A 13266-nucleotide genomic window follows, 5' to 3' on the forward strand; every position below is an offset into this window, starting at 1 on the left:
GACGGAACCGGAAGGTCCCTACCGGTGGGCGGGGAACTCCACCACCTGCTGGTACGTCGGGCGGTTCTGCCAGTGGATGGACTTCTGCGCAATCCCGCCCAGCGGCCGGTGCACGATCGAGTCCGAGCACCACTGCTCGCCCGCCTTGCAGTTGTCGTCCCCCGGGTACACCTCCGCGACAGGCTCCGCCGCGGCCCGCTTCAGGGACGTCAGCAGTGCGTCCCGGCAGCTGTCCAGGTCACCGTTCCCGCAGTACGTCCTGGCCAGCGGGCCCTTGACCGGCTGCCCCAGAACCCGGCGCAGGTCCTTGTCCACGAAGCCCCACCAGCCGTACTGGAACGCCGAACCGCTGTGCGCCCCGCTCGGCCCGTGGCTGGCCGCCGGGGACTCGTCGGTGGCGAGGTTGGCGGCCAGCGCCCCGTACAGCCCGTCGCCGAGCCCCGGCCTGAACTCGGCCTCGACCAGCTTCGGCCACCACGCGTCCATGATCCGCACCGCGTCGGCGTGGGTGTACGCGTGCGATCCGGGGCCGCTCTCCCTGCGCTGCGACCCCGCCGCCCGCCAGGACTCCAACTGCTGGACCGCGCCGTTCAGTTCGTGGTCCGTGACCGGCCGGGAACGGATCACCTTCAGCAGTTCGGGCAGCAACTGCTCGCCGCGCAGGTCGGTGACGGCGGCCTGGGCCATGGCCCGGGTGAGGGACGCCCGGGTGACGCCGCCCTCCTCGACCAGCTTCGCCACCCGGTCGTCCAGCAGATCGGCCCGGTGCACCGCGCTGAGCCCGAAGCCCGCAGCGGCGTACCCCTTGGCCTGCTTGTTGTTCCAGGAGACGTAGTAGTCCTGGCCGCTGGAGTGCGGGTGCTCTGCGAACGGGGTGTACGCGGCGGTGTTGGCGGCCGGGTCGTACCCCTTCCACTCGTAGGTCCGCTCGGCCTTCACCGGCAGCGCCGGGTCGACGCCCGCCGCGCGCACCGGGTTCATGCCGCTGTTGTAGTACGCGGCGGTGCGGGAGTCCGCGTAGAACCAGTTGAACGCGTAGTCGATGTTGCTCGCCGCCCGCTGGAACGAGGCGGCGTCCTTGACGTACGCCGGGTCGTTGAGCATCTGGAAGCCGATGATCGAATCGGCCTCGTGGCGGTAGGTGGTGCGCAGCGAGGTGTACGCGACGGGCTTGCCGCCCACGGTGGCACGGTGGGTGACGATGCCGTAGTTCGTGCGCCGGACCTGCATCCGGTAGGAGCCCTTCGCCGTGGAGTCGGCGACGGTCGGCTTCCAGGAGTTGGTGCGCTCCAGCGTCTCCATGGCGGTGCAGGTGCCGCGGTAGAGGTAGTGCGTGGAGTCCTTGGTGGGCTTGGCGCCGTCGGGCTCGCACAGTTCGACGGCGTACGTGTCGGTGATGTCCTGGCCGGCCGAGGTGGCGCTCCAGGCGTAGTCCTGGCCGCGGCCCATCTGGATGTACATGCCGACACCGGCGAACGAGACGCCCCGGGCGCTGATGCCCGGGCCCTGGAGCTCCTGGAGCATCATCAGCTGCGGGGCGAAGTAGCCGGTCTGCGGTCCGAAGACGGCGATCGGGTTTCCGCTCGCGGTGTGCTTGCCGGAGACCAGCAGGGCGTTGGACATGCCACGCTTCTGGGCGCCGGAGCCGGAGCCCGGCAGCGAGCCCGCGGGGATGACGCCGTCGTCGTAGATGCCCTGGGCCTTCTTGAGCGTGGCCGGGGCCTTGACGGGGGCCTTCTCGTCGGTGCCCGCGGAGCCGGTGCGGTCGTGGATCAGGGGCTCGGCCGTGACGGACCCGCTGTCGGGCAGCGCGATGCCGCGCGCCGTGGCGGGCTTGCCCGCGTACGGGAACGACGTGCCGTCATGAACCGTGAGCACGGCCTCGGGGTCCTCGCGCTGCCGGAACGACTCCCAGACCTTGGTGCCTTCGGCGACGCCGTACTTCTGCTGGGCGGAGAGCAGCGAGAGCGCCGCCTGTACCTCGCCGCCGCCACCGCCGCCGAACTGGCCGCCGACCACGGAGGCGATCGAGATCAGGTCGGTCAGCTTGAACGGCTGGATCTCCCCGATGTTCGTGATGGCGTCGATCTTGCCGGTGAGGACGTACTCGCCGGGGAAGTAGCGGCCCTTCTTGGACTTCTCACGGTAGGCGTTGATGCCGTCGACGTACGCCTGGGCGTCCGCCATGGCCTGTTCGCCGCGGGCGCCCTCATGGGTCCTGATGTAGGCGACCTGGGCTTCGAGATCGGCCTCGGTGTACGGGGCCTGCGGCCAGAACTGCTGCTCCAGGCCCTGGTTGGCCAGTGCGCCACCGGCGAACGAGGTCAGTTCGCCGCGTCCGATGTGCCGGAAGAGGTCCATCAGCCAGAGCCGGTCCTGCCCGGCGGCGAATCCGGCGCCGAACTCGGTGCCGTACCGGGTGGTGCCCTTGATGTGCGGGACGCCGGACGTCTTGTCACGGGTGATGGTGACGTCGTCGCGGGGCGAGGTGACGGACTCGACCTGGTCCTTCGGGACGCCGAACGAGGCGTCGTTGAAGAAGTCGGTGAGTTTCCGGTCGGTGAGAGCGGTGTGTCCGGCCACCAGGCCGTTGTAGCGGTCGAGTTGATCGTCGCTGTGGGCGGGGTGCGTGCCGAACGCCTTGTTGCCGAGGATGTCGACGAGTGTGGCGTTGCCGTTCTCGCCGGGTGGCAGGATGTCGTCGCACTGCCCCTGGCAGTAGTCGGTGACGGTTGCGGGTTCCGCTGCGGCGGCGCCGGACTGGGGCGAGGCCGCGAGCAGGGTGGTGCCGAGGGCGAGAACCGCCGCGATGGTGGCAGCTCTGAACTTGACGGTGCGTGGGGGCATGCGTGCTCCTCCGAGAGGCCGATGCGCCGGAGGTTACCGGCGGTATGACTCGCCGGTAAGGTGAACAACAGTCACCTTTTCTGAATCATCACATGCCCCCGCCCGCGACCCGATGACGGTCGGTCATCTCGCATGCTGGACGTCATCCCGGGTGGATGGATCCGGATCGGGCGCTCGTACGTCCATTCCTCGACGCCGAAGTACGAGCGACGGAGGTGGCAGTGCGGTGGCCGGATTTCGGAGTCTTGCGAGACAGGCCCGCGACCCTCGGGGCGACCTGGCGCTGCGGCGGTATTCGCTGCGCAAGTGCCTGGAGCGGTTCGCCCCTTACGGGCATCGGGCGACCTGGGATCACCTGTGCACCCGGCACGGGATCGGGCCCGAGGACCGGTCCCCCGATCCGGTGCGGCTGATGCGCGCGCTGGACGAGCTGGAGGCGGCACGGGCCGTCTGGCTCGGATACGAGGCGGGGTTCGCCGAGCGCCGCAGGCGGGAGAAGCACGACGGGCTGCGCAGGCCCGGCGCGTTCGACGACTGGCACCGGCGCACCTGGGGCGGGTACGGGGTCGCCCGCTGCGCGGACCCGGAGGTGCACCCCTCGGCGTCGCTCGCCGAGGTCCTCGGCCGGCTGATCGCCGCCCTGGAGTCGGAGCCGGGCACGGCCTGCCCCGTGTGCACGGGCACGGAGATCGTCTGGGCGTCGGAGCTCGGGTGCGAGCCGTGGTCGGGGCCGGCCTGCACGGGGTGCGGAATTCTGGTGCCGCAGCCGGTGCTCACGCCGGGGGCGCTGGCGAAGGCCCGGAGCGAACGGCGCCGGGATCTGGCGTCGGCGGCGTGAGGGGCGGGGGCGATCCGCGCTCGAACCTGGCGGGCGCGACCGTCGAGAGTGTCCGGCGTTCGCGCCCGGCGGGAGCTCCTCGCGGGCGGCAGCGCCCCGCGCGCCCACTCGGCGGCCGAACGGCAACCGGCGGGCCCCGCGTCTACCGGCAGTCGGCCGACGGGCGCTCCGGCATCAGCCGCGAGCCGCTGATCCGCTGACCGGAGACGTCGTTCGGGTTGGAGAGCACGCAGGTCTCCAGCGACAGGCAGCCGCAGCCGATGCAGTCGGTGAGATGGTCCCGCAGCCGCCCCAACTGCTCGATGCGCTCGTCCAGTTCGGAGCGCCATGCGGCAGAGAGCCGCGCCCAGTCATCGCGGTTGGGGGTGCGCTCCTCCGGGAGTGCGGCAAGGGCGTCACGGATGGTGGCGAGCGGGATTCCGACCCGCTGCGCCGCGCGGACGAACGCGACCCTGCGCAGCGCGTCCCGGCTGTAGCGACGCTGGTTGCCGCTGGTGCGACGGCTGCTGATCAGGCCCTTGGCCTCGTAGAAGTGCAGGGCCGAGACAGCGGCGCCGCTGCGCGCGGAGAGCTGGCCGACCGTGAGTTCCTGGAGCGTCTGTGGGATCTGGGGCACCCCTCCAACCCTACTTGGCCGCCCCGGGCCGGTCCGTCGTTGACAGGAACCGCACTGCCAACCATGCTGAGCAAGCGCTTAGAGGAGCTCACAAAATGGGCGCCCGGCTCGCGACGCCTGGCACGCACGCTCGCTGATCGGACTCCCATTTTGTGAGCTCCCCTTAGACAGGCATTGTGACGCCGGATGGCCGACAGCGGGAAGGGCAGGGACCAGGGACATGGCAGAGCCGAGGATCTTCACGTCCGCACAGGAGCTGCGCGACGGGGTGGGCGAGCAGCTGGGGCACAGCGAGTGGCTGGAGGTCGACCAGAAGCGGATCGATCTCTTCGCCGAGGCCACCGGCGACCACCAGTGGATCCATGTGGACCCGGAGCGGGCCGCGACCGGTCCGTTCGGCACGACGATCGCGCACGGCTACCTCACGCTCTCGCTGCTGCCGGCGCTCGTCCCGCAGATCATGCGCGTCGAGGGCATGAAGATGGGCATCAACTACGGGACGAACAAGGTCCGCTTCCCGTCCACCGTGCCCGTGGGTTCCCGGCTGCGCGCCACGGCCGTCCTGAAGAGCGTCGAGGAGGCCGGGGGCGGCGTGCAGGTCACCGCCGCCGTCACCGTCGAGCGCGAGGGCGGCGACAAGCCGGTGTGCGTGGCCGAGTCGGTGTCGCGCTACTACTTCTGACGGCGCCCCGGCACTGAGCTCCTCTCACGCTGGGCGGCGACCATGCGCAGCACGAGGTCGGCGTACAGCTCGCCGACCTCGTCCGGCGTCCGGCTGCCCTGCGCGTTGAACCAGCGCGCCACATCGATGCAGAGCGAGAGCACCGCGAGCGTGGTTCCCGGGATGTCGGGTACGTCGAACTCCCCGGCCCGCACGCCCTCGCCGATGATCCGGCGCACCACCGCGTCGCTCCTGCGGCGCAGCTCGACGATCTCGGCGCGGTGCTCCTCGCCGAGGGCGTCGAGTTCGTACTGGACGACGCGGGCCGTGGTGTGCCGTTCGGCGTGCCAGCGGACGAAGGACCGCACGGCCTCGGCCAGCCGCTCGGCGGCCGTACCGCCGCCGTCGGCCGCGGCCTCCAGGACGAACAGGGCGCGGTCGTGACCGATCCGGCTGATCCGGTGGAGCAGCTCTTCCTTCGTCTTGTAGTGGATGTAGAGCGCGGCGGGGCTCATCCCCGCCCGGCCCGCGATGTCGCGGGTGGTGGTGGCGTGGTACCCGCGCTCGGCGAAGGCATCGACGGCGGCGACGAGCAGCCGCCTGGCCGCCTCGGGCGTCACCTCGGCCCACGGCGCACCGTCGCCGTCGGTCTCCTCCGCCGTGCTCATCGTCACTCGCCCCTCTCGTCAGCAGGACGAACACCATACCCCGAACCTGAGCAAGCGCTTAGGGCCTCTCGTTCGGATCATGCCGGGCTCGCGGGGTCCGGCCCGATCCGAACGAAAGACCCCGGCGTCCGTCCGGGCGGGATCGTCAGAGCTTCTGAAAGGGGTCGTGCTCGGCAAGGATCTTCTCCAACCGGGCCTGGTCGACCCGGCTGACGATCTGCCCCGCCTCCTGCCGGTCGCGGATGACCTTGGCCAGGGTGAAGCAGGAGGTGACGAGATAGAGGACGCCGATCGCGAGGAACCCGCGGACCCAGGCGTCGGCGTCCAGGAAGTAGATACCGAGAGCCACCGCGGCCATCGCCACCCCGAAGGACGCGACGGCCTGGCCGTAGAAGGCCGCGGTGCTCTGCTGTTTGACCGGTGCTGTGTCACTCATGGCGCCCAGCATCGCCCGACGTGGTGTGGGCCACATCCGTCCCGGTACTCAGCCCGGTACTCAGACTCCCGTTCGAGCAGCGACGAGCCGGTCAGAAGGCGGAGACCCCCGTCAGCGCGCGACCGGTGATCAGCTTCTGGATGCGCCGGCCAGAGCGAAGGCGGCCGCGGCCGCGGCGGTGGCCGGTCCCGCGCCGCCCGCCGGCTTCTTCACGATCGACTTGTCGACGTTCTCGGCCCGGTCCCATGCCATGACGTGGGGGGGCGACCTCCCGGGTGACGAAGTCCTCGGCGAGCTGCCGGACGGCTTCCTGCTCCTCGTCGAGCTCCAGGTTCGTCCTTCGGCTCTCCACTTTGATTAGCACTGCTAGTTTTCTGCCTGCAGGCCCTACTATGTGCCGCATGGCCCGACCGCGCAAGCCCCTCCTGAGCAGAGACCGCATCGTCGCGACGGCGAGCGCACTCGTGGACTCCGAGGGCCTCGACGCCGTCTCCACCCGCCGGCTCGCCGCCGAACTCGGGGTCAGCGGACCCTCGCTCTACAACCACTTCCGCAACAAGGACGAGATCCTGGACGCGGTCGCGGACGCCGTGTCCGCCCAGGTCGATCTGTCGATGTTCGACGAGTCGGACACCCGTGACTGGCGCGCCGCCCTGCACGACTGGGCCGTCTCCTATCGTGCGGCGCTCGCCGAGCACCCGCACATCGTCCCGGTGCTCGCCCGGGGACCGGGCCGCCGCCCGGCCGGTCTGCGGGTCGCCGACGCGGTCTTCGGCGCGATGGTCAGGGCCGGCTGGCCGCCCGCCCAGGCGACATACATCGGGGCCCTGATGCGCTACTTCATCACCGGCTCGGCCCTCGGCTCGTTCGCCCGCGGCTTCGTGGACGACGAGACGGCGTACGACCCCGCGGACTATCCGCACCTCGGCCAGGCCCATCTGCTGGCCGACCGCCGCCGGAAGGTCGACGAGGGGGCGTTCGGGACCGGGCTGCGGGCGCTGGTCGACGGCCTCTCGCTCCAGTACGAGCAGTTGGAGTGCGGGCAGTTGCCGCCCGCCGGGACGATTCGGTCGGCACCGAAGCGTTCCTGACGCATCCTGGAACACATGGCACGCATGGCACACCCCGACCCGGCCGCGCCCCGGCTCGCCGCCCTGGCCGCGCTCCTCGCCGACGAGACCCGCGCCGCCTTCTGCCTGGCCCTGCTCGACGGCCGCGCCTGGACCGCGGGCGAGCTGGCCCGGTACGCCTCGGTGGCGCCGTCCACCGCCAGCGAACACCTCGGCAAGCTCGTCGCGGGCGGGCTGCTGACCGAGGAGCGGCAGGGCCGCCACCGCTATCTGCGGCTCGCCGGCGAACGGGCGGCGCACCTCGTGGAGGATCTGGCCGCCCAGGTCGTCACCGACGCCGTGCCCGGGCGGCCGCGCACCCTGAGCGCGGCGAGCGCCGGGAGCGCGCTGGCCCGCGGCCGCACCTGTTACGACCATCTCGCGGGCCGGATCGGCATCGCGATCGCCGATGCCATGACCGTACGGGGACTGCTGAAGCAGGACGCCGGCTTCGCGCTCACCGACGACGGCCTCGGCTGGTTCGACGGGCTGGGCATCGGTCTGGAGTCGAGGTCGCGGCGTCCGCTCGTACGGAGCTGTCTGGACTGGACGGAGCGCAGACCACACCTGGCGGGGGTCGCGGGCGCCGCACTGTGCCGGTACACGCTGGATGCGCAATGGTGCGTACGGATCGGGTCCGGGCGTGCGGTGAAGGCGACCGCGAAGGGGGAACAGGCGCTGTACGAGCACCTCGGTATCGAGCGGGAGACAATTCGGTAGGTGCCGAACGGTCGCGGCCCTACGGTCGGGGCCATGACGACGACACCCGCCCCGGCGGCGACACCCTCGGCACATCGCGACTGGCGGGCCCTCGCCGCGGCCTGCACCACCGTGCTGCTGTGGGCCTCCGCCTTTGTCTCCATCCGCAGCGCCGGCGAGGCCTACTCACCCGGCGCACTCGCGCTCGGCCGACTGCTCACGGGCTCCGTGGCGCTCGGCACACTCCTGCTGCTGCGGCGCGAAGGGCTGCCGTCGCGGGGCGCCTGGCCCGGGATCATAGCGTCGGGGCTGCTCTGGTTCGCTCTCTACACGGTGGTGCTCAACTGGGGCGAACAGCAGGTGGACGCGGGCACGGCCGCGATGGTGGTGAACATCGGCCCCCTCCTGATGGCACTGCTCGCTGCGCGGGTGCTCGGCGAGCGATTGCCGGGCAGGCTGCTGGCGGGCATGGCCGTGTCGTTCGCGGGGGCCGCCGTGGTCGGTCTGTCGATGTCGGGAGAGGGGAGTGCGTCGGTGCTCGGCGTGCTGCTCTGTCTGCTGGCCGCGGTGGCGTACGCGACCGGGGTGGTCTGCCAGAAGCCCGCACTGCGACACGGCTCCGCACTGCAGATCACCACGTTCGGCTGCCTGATCGGCACGGCGGCCTGTCTGCCGTTCTCCGGTGCGCTGATCTCCGACGCCGCCGACGCGCCGCTGTCCGCCACCCTCAACATGGTCTACCTGGGCCTCTTCCCGACCGCGCTGGCCTTCACCACCTGGGCCTACGCACTCGCCAGGACCACCGCGGGACGGATGGGCGCCACCACCTATGCCGTGCCCGCGCTGGTGGTGCTGATGTCCTGGCTGCTGCTGGACGAGGTGCCCGCGCCGCTCACCGTGGGCGGGGGTCTGCACTGTCTGGCCGGGGTGGCGGTCTCCCGTGCGCGCACGCAGACCGGCCTGACGCGGAAGGGTCCGGCACAGCCGGTGGAGGGACGCCGACATGACGCGGAGCGCCAAGGAGCCGAGCGGCCGTAGGAAGACGGCCGCGCGGACCACGAACAGGCTCCTTGACAGTGGGCAGCGGGGATCGGTGCGGGAGTGGACGGTCAGAACTGCAGGGACTTGGTCTGGAGGTACTCGGCCAGTCCGTGCGCACCGAGCTCGCGGCCGACGCCGGACTGCTTGTAACCGCCGAACGGGGCGAGCGGGTTGAACCGGCCGCCGTTGATGTCGACCTGCCCGGTGTCCATCCGGCGGGCGAACGCCACCGCTTCGGCGTCGTCGCCCGCCCAGACCGCGCCCGCGAGGCCGTACACGGTGCCGTTGGCGATGCGCAGGGCGTCGTCCTCGTCCTCGTAACGGATGATCGACACGACCGGGCCGAAGATCTCCTCCTGGGCGATGGTCATCTCCGGGGTGACGTCGGCGAACACGGTCGGGCTGACGAAGTAGCCCTGCTCGCGCGGGGCTTCGGGGCCGCCGGCGACCAGGCGCGCGCCCTCCGCCACGCCCTTCTCGATGTAGCCGAGCACCCGTGCGTGCTGCGTGGCGTTGACGAGGGGGCCGATGCGGTCGCCGTACTTGGCGGCGGCCTCCGCGGCCAGCGCTACCGCCTCGTCGTACTGGGAGGTGTGCACGAGCATCCGGGTCCAGGCGCTGCACGTCTGGCCGGAGTTGCCCATGACGTTCGCGACGCCGACGCCGACGGCCTTGGCGAGGTCCGCGCTCGGCAGGATGACGTTGGCGGACTTGCCGCCCAGTTCGAGGGCTACGCGCTTGACGGCGGCGCCGGCCGTGGCGCCGATCCGCTTGCCGACGGCGGTGGAGCCGGTGAAGGAGACCAGGTCGACGCCCGGGTGTTCGGCGAGCGCCTGTCCCGCGACCGGGCCGAGGCCGGTGACCAGGTTGAACACGCCCGCGGGGAGGCCCGCTTCGTGGACGGCCTCCGCGAAGAGCTGGGCGGTCAGCGGGGTGTCCTCGGCAGGCTTGAGGACGACCGTGCAGCCGGCCGCGAGCGCGGGGGCGACCTTCGCGACGATCTGGTGCAGCGGGTAGTTCCACGGGGTGATCGCGCCGACGACGCCGACCGGTTCGGCGTAGACCGTGGAGTTGCCGACCTGCTCCTCGAACGCGTACGACGCGGCGAGCTCGGCGTACGAACCGGCCACCACGATCGGTACGGCCGCGTGCACCGCCTGCGAGAACGGCAGCGGCGCGCCGAGTTCGGCGGTGACGGTCGCGGCGATCTCGTCCTTGCGGGCGACGAGGACGTCGCGCAGGGCGGCGATCCGCGCGGCGCGCTCGGCGGGCGGGGTCGCGGCCCAAGCGGGGAAGGCCCCGCGCGCGGCGGACACGGCGGCGTCGACGTCCTCGGCGGTGCCGGCCGGGACATGGGCGATGACCTGCTCGTCCGCCGGATCGACCACCGCGATCGTGTCCCCGCCCGCGGCGGCGCGCCACTCGCCGCCGATGTACATCCCGTCGTGGGCCTTCATCGCGTTCCTCCCGGGGTGCCGTGGTCACGGCGTAGTCGTCCGCGCCCCAAATTAGCGCTGTTAGTTTCTGGACGCCAGGGACCGCCGCCGGGACCGGGTTCCCCGGGCGCCCGGACCGGACTCGCCGGGTACCCCGCCGCCCGTTCCGGGTCCCCCGCCGGCCGTCGACTCCCGGGCGGCCGTTGTCAGCCGAGTTCCGCGGGCTCCGCGCCGGGGGTCTCGAACTGGGTGCGGTACAGCTCCTCGTACCGGCCGCCGGCCGCGAGGAGTCCTTCGTGGGTGCCGCGCTCCACGATCTGCCCGTTCTCCACGACCAGGATGAGGTCGGCGGCCCGTACGGTGGAGAGCCGGTGGGCGATCACGACCGCGGTGCGTCCGGCGAGAGCCTCGGTGAGCGCCTCCTGGACGGCCGCCTCGGAGGTGTTGTCCAGGTGCGCGGTGGCCTCGTCGAGGATGACGACGCGCTGGCGGGCCAGGAGCAGCCGGGCGATGGTCAGCCGCTGGCGTTCGCCGCCGGAGAGCCGGTAGCCGCGTTCGCCGACGACGGTGTCGAGTCCGTCGGGCAGCGAGGCGACCAGACCGTCCAGGCGTGAGCGGCGCAGCGCGTCCCAGAGGTCCTCCTCGGTGGCTCCGGGACGGGCGAGCAGGAGGTTGGCGCGGACCGACTCGTGGAAGAGGTGGCCGTCCTGGGTGACCATGCCGAGGGTGTCGCGCAGGGTCTCGGCGGACAGGTCGCGTACGTCGATGTCACCGATGCGCACCGAACCCTCGTCCGTGTCGTACAGGCGCGGCAGCAGTTGCGCGATGGTCGACTTGCCCGCTCCGGACGAGCCGACGAGTGCCACCGTCTGGCCGGGCTCGGCGCGGAAGGAGACCCCTCGCAGCACTTCGTCGCCGCCACGGGTGTCAAGGGTCGCGACGTCTTCGAGCGAGGCGAGGGAGACCTTGTCGGCGGACGGGTAGCCGAACCGTACCCGGTCGAACTCCACGGACACCGGGCCCTCCGGGACCGCCCTTGCGTCCGCCTTCTGGTCGATGAGCGGCTTGAGGTCGAGGACCTCGAAGACCCGCTCGAAGCTGACGAGGGCGCTCATCACCTCGACGCGCGCCCCGGCGAGGGCGGTGAGCGGCGCGTACAGCCGGGTCAGCAGCAGGGCGAGGGCGACGACCGCGCCCGCGTCCAACTGCCCGCGCAGCGCGTAGAACCCGCCGAGCCCGTAGACCAGGGCGAGCGCCAGCGCGGACACCAGGGTCAGGGCGGTGATGAACGCGGACTGGGCCATGGCTGTGCGTACCCCGATGTCGCGCACCCGGCCTGCTCTGGCGGCGAACTCGGCGGACTCGTCGGCGGGTCGGCCGAAGAGCTTGATCAGGGTGGCGCCGGGTGCGGAGAAGCGCTCGGTCATCCGGGTGCCCATCGCGGCGTTGTGGGCCGCCGCTTCCCGCTGGAGCCTCGCCATCCGCGTACCCATGCGGCGCGCGGGCAGCACGAACACCGGCAGCAGCACCAGGGCGAGCAGGGTGATCTGCCAGGAGATGGAGAGCATGACGCCCAGGGTGAGGAGCAGCGTCACAACATTGCTGACGACGCCGGAGAGTGTGTTGCTGAAGGCGCGCTGGGCGCCGATGACGTCGTTGTTGAGGCGGCTGACGAGCGCGCCGGTGCGGGTGCGGGTGAAGAACGCGATCGGCATGCGCTGCACATGGTCGAAGACGGCGGTGCGCAGGTCGAGGATCAGCCCTTCGCCGAGGTTCGCCGAGAGCCAGCGGCCGGCCAGCCCGAGCGCGGCCTCCGCGACGGCGATCACGGCGATGAGCAGGGACAGCCGGGTGACGGTGCCCCCGTCCTCGCCGGCCACGATCGCGTTCACGACGCGTCCGGCGAGGACGGGCGTGGCGACCGCGAGCAGCGCCGTCGCCACGCTCAGGAGCAGGAACAGGGCGACGCGGCGCCGGTGCGGACGGGCGAACGCGGCGATGCGCCGCAGGGTGGCTCGGTCGAAGGGACGTCGGTCCGCTTGCGCGTTCATGACGTTGTGGAGCTGTGTCCACGCGGTGGCTTCCATACTCATGGGAGGAAACGTACGACCTCCAGTGGACTTGAGGTCAATGGCTACCGTCGATCGCCGGTGTCAAACAGTGGGAATGTCGGTGACGGAGAGCACGGCGAGGCCGATGAACCGGCGGCACAACCTGCGGCGCTTTCGGCGCGGGGCCGGCGCGGTCAGTCCAGGACCTGCGCGAGGTAGGCCCGGAGCAGGACGCGGGTCTCGGCGACGATGGCCGCGTCGCCCGACGGGTCGGTACGGAAGGCCAGTTGGAGGAGGGCGTCGGCGGCCTCGACGCAGACCAGGACCGTTCGGAGCAGATCCTCGTCGGGGGCCCGGCCGAGGTGCCCGGAGAGGAGTTCGGTGAGCCGGCCGGCGACCCGCTGGTTGGCGTCGTCCGCCGGGTCGTCGTCGGGAGCCGGTGCGCCGAAGTCGACGAGGGCGAAGCCGGCCACGGAGCGCTTCATCCCCAGGTACTCGTCCAGGACGGCATCGATGGCGCTGTGCCAGTCGCCGGCCGGGATGACGGAGAGGCGGGCGGTGACGCGTTCGGCGTAGCTGTCCAGATTGCGCCGGGCGAGCGCGTCGGTCAGCGCGCGCTTGTTGGAGAAGAACCGGTAGACGGAGCCGATGGGGACCTCGGCGCGGACGGCGACGGCCCGGGTGGAGAGCTGCTCGTAGCCGGCCTCGTCGAGGAGTTCGGCGCAGGCATCGAGTATCCGCGTGAGGCGTTCGGCGCTGCGCTGCTGCACGGGGGCGCGGCGGAGGTTCGTATTCGCATGGGGCACGGGCTCCATGATGCCGTGGGTCTCCTCTGCGGGTGGCGGGCCGGCGCGGGTGCGGGTC

12 protein-coding genes and 1 pseudogene are annotated in these 13266 nt (G+C 71.6%); 5 read left to right on the forward strand and 8 right to left on the reverse strand.

Annotated features, from left to right (window positions below; genetic code table 11):
* Positions 1 to 18: 18 nt before the first annotated feature.
* Entirely contained in the window at positions 19 to 2847 is a 2829-nt protein-coding gene (locus tag ACZ7L9_RS22715; RefSeq protein WP_471417471.1) for a penicillin acylase family protein, read from the reverse strand.
* 226 nt (positions 2848 to 3073) lie between these two features.
* On the opposite strand from ACZ7L9_RS22715, the gene ACZ7L9_RS22720 reads away from it, so the two are divergent.
* Positions 3074 to 3685, forward strand: a complete 612-nt coding sequence (locus ACZ7L9_RS22720) for a hypothetical protein (protein ID WP_471417473.1) — start codon at positions 3074 to 3076, stop codon at positions 3683 to 3685.
* Positions 3686 to 3827: 142 nt separating this feature from the next.
* On the opposite strand, the gene soxR is transcribed toward ACZ7L9_RS22720, so the two are convergent.
* Positions 3828 to 4301 (reverse strand): redox-sensitive transcriptional activator SoxR, encoded by a 474-nt coding sequence (gene soxR / locus ACZ7L9_RS22725; protein ID WP_471417475.1) that lies wholly within the window; start codon positions 4299 to 4301, stop codon positions 3828 to 3830.
* Between the two features lie 220 nt (positions 4302 to 4521).
* Between soxR and ACZ7L9_RS22730 the strand changes: the two genes are divergently transcribed.
* Positions 4522 to 4983, forward strand: coding sequence for a MaoC family dehydratase (locus tag ACZ7L9_RS22730; RefSeq protein ID WP_471417477.1), 462 nt, complete (start codon positions 4522 to 4524; stop codon positions 4981 to 4983).
* Here ACZ7L9_RS22730 and ACZ7L9_RS22735 read toward each other — a convergent pair.
* The 3 genes and pseudogenes from ACZ7L9_RS22735 to ACZ7L9_RS22745 all read right to left on the reverse strand — a co-directional run.
* Entirely contained in the window at positions 4974 to 5630 is a 657-nt protein-coding gene (locus tag ACZ7L9_RS22735) for a TetR/AcrR family transcriptional regulator (RefSeq protein WP_471417479.1), read from the reverse strand. The genes ACZ7L9_RS22730 and ACZ7L9_RS22735 overlap by 10 nt on opposite strands.
* 145 nt (positions 5631 to 5775) lie before the next feature.
* Positions 5776 to 6066 carry a YiaA/YiaB family inner membrane protein gene (locus tag ACZ7L9_RS22740; RefSeq protein ID WP_471417481.1) on the reverse strand — a complete coding sequence of 97 codons (291 nt, stop codon included), beginning with the start codon at positions 6064 to 6066 and terminating at the stop codon, positions 5776 to 5778.
* 204 nt (positions 6067 to 6270) lie between these two features.
* A pseudogene (locus tag ACZ7L9_RS22745) lies at positions 6271 to 6418 on the reverse strand (acyl-CoA dehydrogenase family protein); the annotation flags it as partial.
* A 49-nt stretch (positions 6419 to 6467) separates the two neighbouring features.
* Between ACZ7L9_RS22745 and ACZ7L9_RS22750 the strand changes: the two are divergent.
* From ACZ7L9_RS22750 to ACZ7L9_RS22760, 3 genes are read left to right on the forward strand one after another with little or no spacing between them, the layout of a single operon-like run.
* On the forward strand, positions 6468 to 7157 hold the full coding sequence (locus tag ACZ7L9_RS22750) for a TetR/AcrR family transcriptional regulator (RefSeq protein ID WP_471417483.1): 690 nt from the start codon (positions 6468 to 6470) through the stop codon (positions 7155 to 7157).
* Positions 7158 to 7172: 15 nt separating this feature from the next.
* The gene (locus ACZ7L9_RS22755) at positions 7173 to 7895 is read left to right on the forward strand and encodes an ArsR/SmtB family transcription factor (RefSeq protein WP_471417485.1); all 723 of its coding nucleotides are present in this window, start codon (positions 7173 to 7175) and stop codon (positions 7893 to 7895) included.
* Positions 7896 to 7928: 33 nt separating this feature from the next.
* Positions 7929 to 8912: a DMT family transporter gene (locus tag ACZ7L9_RS22760; RefSeq protein WP_471417487.1), complete on the forward strand. Its 984-nt coding sequence runs from the start codon at positions 7929 to 7931 to the stop codon at positions 8910 to 8912.
* A gap of 71 nt (positions 8913 to 8983) precedes the next feature.
* Here the strand turns inward: ACZ7L9_RS22760 and ACZ7L9_RS22765 are convergent, their stop codons facing one another.
* The 3 genes from ACZ7L9_RS22765 to ACZ7L9_RS22775 all read right to left on the reverse strand — a co-directional run bounded on the left by ACZ7L9_RS22765 (position 8984) and on the right by ACZ7L9_RS22775 (position 13217).
* Positions 8984 to 10372 carry an aldehyde dehydrogenase family protein gene (locus ACZ7L9_RS22765; RefSeq protein ID WP_471417489.1) on the reverse strand — a complete coding sequence of 463 codons (1389 nt, stop codon included), beginning with the start codon at positions 10370 to 10372 and terminating at the stop codon, positions 8984 to 8986.
* 185 nt (positions 10373 to 10557) lie between these two features.
* Positions 10558 to 12444, reverse strand: coding sequence for an ABC transporter ATP-binding protein (locus ACZ7L9_RS22770; RefSeq protein ID WP_471417491.1), 1887 nt, complete (start codon positions 12442 to 12444; stop codon positions 10558 to 10560).
* A gap of 152 nt (positions 12445 to 12596) precedes the next feature.
* Positions 12597 to 13217 (reverse strand): TetR/AcrR family transcriptional regulator, encoded by a 621-nt coding sequence (locus ACZ7L9_RS22775; protein WP_471417493.1) that lies wholly within the window; start codon positions 13215 to 13217, stop codon positions 12597 to 12599.
* Between the last annotated feature and the right edge of the window lie 49 nt (positions 13218 to 13266).

The sequence above is a fragment of the Streptomyces sp. NPDC111516 genome (assembly GCF_055635345.1).

What these genes read in the sequence shown, in the direction of transcription:
- ACZ7L9_RS22715 (WP_471417471.1), bottom strand. Translation starts at nt 2,847, where the DNA reads ATGCCCCCACGCACCGTCAAGTTCAGAGCTGCCACCATCGCGGCGGTT.
- ACZ7L9_RS22730 (WP_471417477.1), top strand. Translation starts at nt 4,522, where the DNA reads ATGGCAGAGCCGAGGATCTTCACGTCCGCACAGGAGCTGCGCGACGGG.
- ACZ7L9_RS22735 (WP_471417479.1), bottom strand. Translation starts at nt 5,630, where the DNA reads ATGAGCACGGCGGAGGAGACCGACGGCGACGGTGCGCCGTGGGCCGAG.
- ACZ7L9_RS22740 (WP_471417481.1), bottom strand. Translation starts at nt 6,066, where the DNA reads ATGAGTGACACAGCACCGGTCAAACAGCAGAGCACCGCGGCCTTCTAC.
- ACZ7L9_RS22750 (WP_471417483.1), top strand. Translation starts at nt 6,468, where the DNA reads ATGGCCCGACCGCGCAAGCCCCTCCTGAGCAGAGACCGCATCGTCGCG.
- ACZ7L9_RS22755 (WP_471417485.1), top strand. Translation starts at nt 7,173, where the DNA reads ATGGCACGCATGGCACACCCCGACCCGGCCGCGCCCCGGCTCGCCGCC.
- ACZ7L9_RS22760 (WP_471417487.1), top strand. Translation starts at nt 7,929, where the DNA reads ATGACGACGACACCCGCCCCGGCGGCGACACCCTCGGCACATCGCGAC.
- ACZ7L9_RS22765 (WP_471417489.1), bottom strand. Translation starts at nt 10,372, where the DNA reads ATGAAGGCCCACGACGGGATGTACATCGGCGGCGAGTGGCGCGCCGCC.
- ACZ7L9_RS22770 (WP_471417491.1), bottom strand. Translation starts at nt 12,444, where the DNA reads ATGAGTATGGAAGCCACCGCGTGGACACAGCTCCACAACGTCATGAAC.
- ACZ7L9_RS22775 (WP_471417493.1), bottom strand. Translation starts at nt 13,217, where the DNA reads ATGGAGCCCGTGCCCCATGCGAATACGAACCTCCGCCGCGCCCCCGTG.